Source organism: Rhizobacter sp. P1_G5, assembly GCF_056405435.1.
In genome coordinates this window covers 1-3,726 of the sequence record NZ_JBFUCB010000596.1, presented here as the reverse complement: position 1 = coordinate 3,726, position 3,726 = coordinate 1, and the positions used below count along the sequence as shown (strand labels likewise).

Annotated in this window: 4 protein-coding genes; 2 read left to right on the top strand and 2 right to left on the bottom strand. The window is 70.6% G+C overall.

Annotation, left to right across the window (positions count from 1 at the left end; translation table 11 throughout):
• On the bottom strand, positions 1 to 779 hold a 779-nt coding region (locus AC1D12_RS27685; RefSeq protein ID WP_477844264.1), incomplete at its 3' end, for a rhodanese-like domain-containing protein.
• Positions 780 to 797: 18 nt separating this feature from the next.
• Positions 798 to 1,364 carry a cysteine dioxygenase family protein gene (locus tag AC1D12_RS27680; RefSeq protein WP_477844262.1) on the bottom strand — a complete coding sequence of 189 codons (567 nt, stop codon included), beginning with the start codon at positions 1,362 to 1,364 and terminating at the stop codon, positions 798 to 800.
• Between the two features lie 176 nt (positions 1,365 to 1,540).
• Between AC1D12_RS27680 and AC1D12_RS27675 the strand changes: the two genes are divergently transcribed.
• A complete protein-coding gene (locus AC1D12_RS27675; protein WP_477844261.1) occupies positions 1,541 to 2,632 on the top strand; it encodes an LLM class flavin-dependent oxidoreductase in 1,092 nt (363 codons plus the stop codon).
• 11 nt (positions 2,633 to 2,643) lie between these two features.
• On the top strand, positions 2,644 to 3,594 hold the full coding sequence (locus tag AC1D12_RS27670; protein WP_477844259.1) for an ABC transporter substrate-binding protein: 951 nt from the start codon (positions 2,644 to 2,646) through the stop codon (positions 3,592 to 3,594).
• Positions 3,595 to 3,726: the final 132 nt, after the last annotated feature.

Here is a 3,726-nt window from a genome sequence, read left to right as displayed (position 1 = left end):
GCCACGGCCCGCGCATCGTGCCGCGCCGCATCGCGCGCCGCCGCGCTCGCCGGCCCGAAGCGCCGTGCCGCGCCATGCTCCAGCGATTGCCCGGCCAGCGTCCAGCCGATCGTGCCGTTGCGCAGCGCGCTCACCGGGTTCGGAATGCCCGCGTTCACCAGCGACTGCGTGCCGATGATGCTGCGCGTGCGGCCCGCGCAATTGACGATCACGCGCGTGGCCGGATCCGGCGCGAGGTCGCGCACGCGCAGCACCAGCTCGGCGCCCGGCACGCTGGTCGAGCCGGGGATGTTCATCGTCTGGTACTCATCGAAGCGGCGCGCATCGAGCACCACCACGTCGGCCTTCGAATCGAGCAGCGCCTGCACCTCCTCGGCCGCGAGCGACGGCGTGTGCCGCGCCTCCTCCACCCACTCGCCGAACGACTTGCTCGGCACGTTCACGTCGCGGAACAGCTCCAGCCCCGCAGCGGCCCAGCCCGTCAAGCCGCCGGCCAGCAGGTGCACCTGCGTGTAGCCGAGTCTGCGCAGGCGCTGCGCGGCGCRCACCGCATCATCCGCGCCCTCGCCGTAGACAACGATGCGCGTGTCGCGCCGCGGGATGCGGCCCCAGGCGTCGAGCTCGAGGCGGCCGAGCGGGAAATTGGCCGCCCACAGCGGATGCGATTGCGCGAACGGGTCTTCCTCGCGCACGTCGAGCAGCGCGATCTCGTCGCGCGCCAGCAGCGCGGCATGCACGTCGACGGGGTTCAGGGCGGGGATCACGGTGGTGTCGGTCATGGTGAAGAGGTCAATGAATCAAGGCAACGGGGAGTAGCCGGACACGAAGCTGCGGCGCTGGCCGTCCTCGGTGTAGACCGAGCGCTCGACCGCGCCGATGTCGGCGCCATACACGTGGATGCTGATCGAGGTGCGGTCGTCGAAGGCGTTGGCCACGCGGTGGATGTCGCCGACGCTCGGCGACACCGCATCGACCGCCCCCTGCTCCAGCCGCACCGGCGCGCCGGCCGGCACCAGCTTGGTGGGCCCGGCGAAGCGGTAGCCCTGCGACAGCTCCGCGCCGCGCAGCACGCCGAKCAGCCCCCACACCGTGTGGTCGTGGATCGGCGTCGCCTGCCCCGGCCCCCACACGAAGCTGACGACCGAGAAGCGCGCTCGCGGATCGCGGTGCAGCAGGTACTGCCGGTAGCGGTCGGCACCGGGCTGCGCGTGCGAGGCCGGCAGCCAGTCGTCGTGCGCGACCAGGTCGGCCAGCAGCGCGCCGACATCGCGGCGCACGGCCGCCTCATCGGTGCGCTCGTCGAGCCGGTGCGACACCTGGTCGATGAAGTCCTGCAGCACACGGTCGCCATGATCGGTTCGCATCGTCGAGTCTCCTTCCTGGCCGCCAACGGGAGCCAAGCCGCACAGGCTACACGCGCACGCGCCTTCTGCGAATCGTGCAGATCGCATATCCAGCCCTGAAATCATTATTTGCGACGCTCGCACCATCGTCGCTACCGTCCTCCTTCTTCGTCATCTCCCGACAGCAGGACACCGCAATGAGCATCGAATTCATCGGCATGATCCAGACCCAGAAAGTCTCGGAGACGCATGCCGCGCAAGGCCCGGCGATCGACCGCGACTACGTGCGCCGCTTCGCGCAGGCGCACGAGCAGGCCGGGTTCGACCGCATCCTGGTGCCGCACCACTCCACCGGCCCGAGCGCCACGCTGACGATCGCGTACGCGGCGGCGCACACCGAGAAGATCCACTTCATGCTGGCGCACCGGCCGGGTTTCACCGCACCGACGCTGGCGGCACGCCAGATCGCGTCGCTCGACCAGTTCAGCGGCGGGCGCCTGGGCGTGCACTTCATCTCCGGCGGCTCCGACGACGAGCAACGGCGCGATGGCGACTGGCTGACGCACGACCAGCGCTACGAGCGCACCGACGAGTACCTGACGCTGCTGCGCCGCATCTGGACCGAGGACAAGCCCTTCGACCACGACGGCAGGCACTACCGCTTCCAGGCCGGCTTCTCCGAGGTGAAGCCGCTGCAGCAGCCGCACGTGCCGATCTACTTCGGCGGCGCATCCGACGCGGCGATCCCGGTGGCCGGCAAGCATGCCGATGTCTACGCGCTGTGGGGCGAATCGCTGGACCAGGTGGCCGAACTGACCAGCCGCGTGCGTGCCGAGGCGGCCAAGCATGGGCGCAGCGTGCGCTTCTCGGTGTCGTTCCGCCCGATCCTCGCGGAGACCGAAGACAAGGCCTGGGCGCGCGCCGAGCGCATCCTCGAAGAGACCCGCCGGCTGCGCGTGCAGGCCGGCTACAGCCGCGGCGGGCCGCAGCAGAGCGTGGGCGCGCAGCGCCTGCTGGCGGCCGCGGCCAAGGGCTCGCGCGTCGACAAGCGCCTGTGGACGGCCATCGCGCAGGAGACCGGCGGCCGCTCCAACAGCACCGCGCTGGTCGGCACGCCCGAGCAGGTGGCCGAGGCCTTCCTCGACTACCACGCGCTGGGCGTCACCACCTTCCTGATCCGCGGCTTCGACCCGCTGGAAGACGCCATCGACTACGGCCGCGAGCTGATCCCCCGCACGCGCCAGCTGGTGACCGAACGGCTCGCAACCGGCAACCGGCGTGCCGCGTGAAGGAGCACGACATGAGCACCTTCACCTCCATCACCCGGCGCCACCTGCTGATCGGTACCGCGGCCACCCTGGGCGCAGGCCGCTTGCGCGCCGCCGAGCGCGTGCTGCTGAAGGCCGGCGACCAGAAAGGCGGCCTGCGCGCGCTGCTCGAAGCCGCGAACGAACTGCAGGGCCTCCCGTACGACATCCAGTGGGCCGAGTTCCCGGCCGCCGCACCGCTGGCCGAAGCGCTGAACGCCGAGGCGGTGGACCTGGGCCCGATCGGCGATGCACCGCTGATCTTCGCGCTGTCCAACGGCGTGCGCGTGAAGGCGATCGGCGTGAACCGCTCCGACCCGTACGGCACGGCCGTACTGGTTCGCCCCGACTCGCCGCTGAAGACCGCGGCCGACCTGAAAGGCAAGCACATCGCGACCAACCGAGGCTCGATCGGCCACCACATCGCGCTGAAGGCGCTCGCCTCGGCCGGGCTGAAGGCCGATGCCGACACCTTCCGCTTCCTGCCGCCGGCCGAGGCCAAGCTCGCGCTGACGCAGGGCTCGGTCGACGCCTGGGCCACCTGGGAGCCCTACACCGCGCTGGCCGAGACGGCAGGCCACGCCCGCGTGTTGGTCAATGGCCGCGGGCTGTCGTCGGGCCTGAGCTTCCTGGCCGCGACCGACAGCGCGATCGCCGCGAAGCGCCCCGTGCTGCAGGATTTCGCGCAGCGCGTGGTGCGTGCGCAGCGCTGGTCGTACCAGCACGTGCCGGAGTTCTCGGCCGCGCTCGCCCGCATCATCGGCATCCCGCCTGAAGCGGCGCGATTGCAGTTCGAGCGTCGCCAGCAGCGCTGGATCGCCGTCGACGCCCAGGTGCTCGCCGACCAGCAGGCCACCGCCGATTTCTACCTCGAAGCCGGGCTGCTGAAGCAGCGGCTCGAGGTGCGCAACACCTTCGACGGAGGATTCGCGCCGGCCGCCTGATGCGAATTCAGAAGTCTTCATGCCCGGCACGTATCCCCGCGCCGACCTGCTTCCGAGAATGTGCGCTCATCCACTCTCGGCGAGGCCGATCATGAGCATCGATGCCAACTCCACCCTGGGCAACCTCTACTG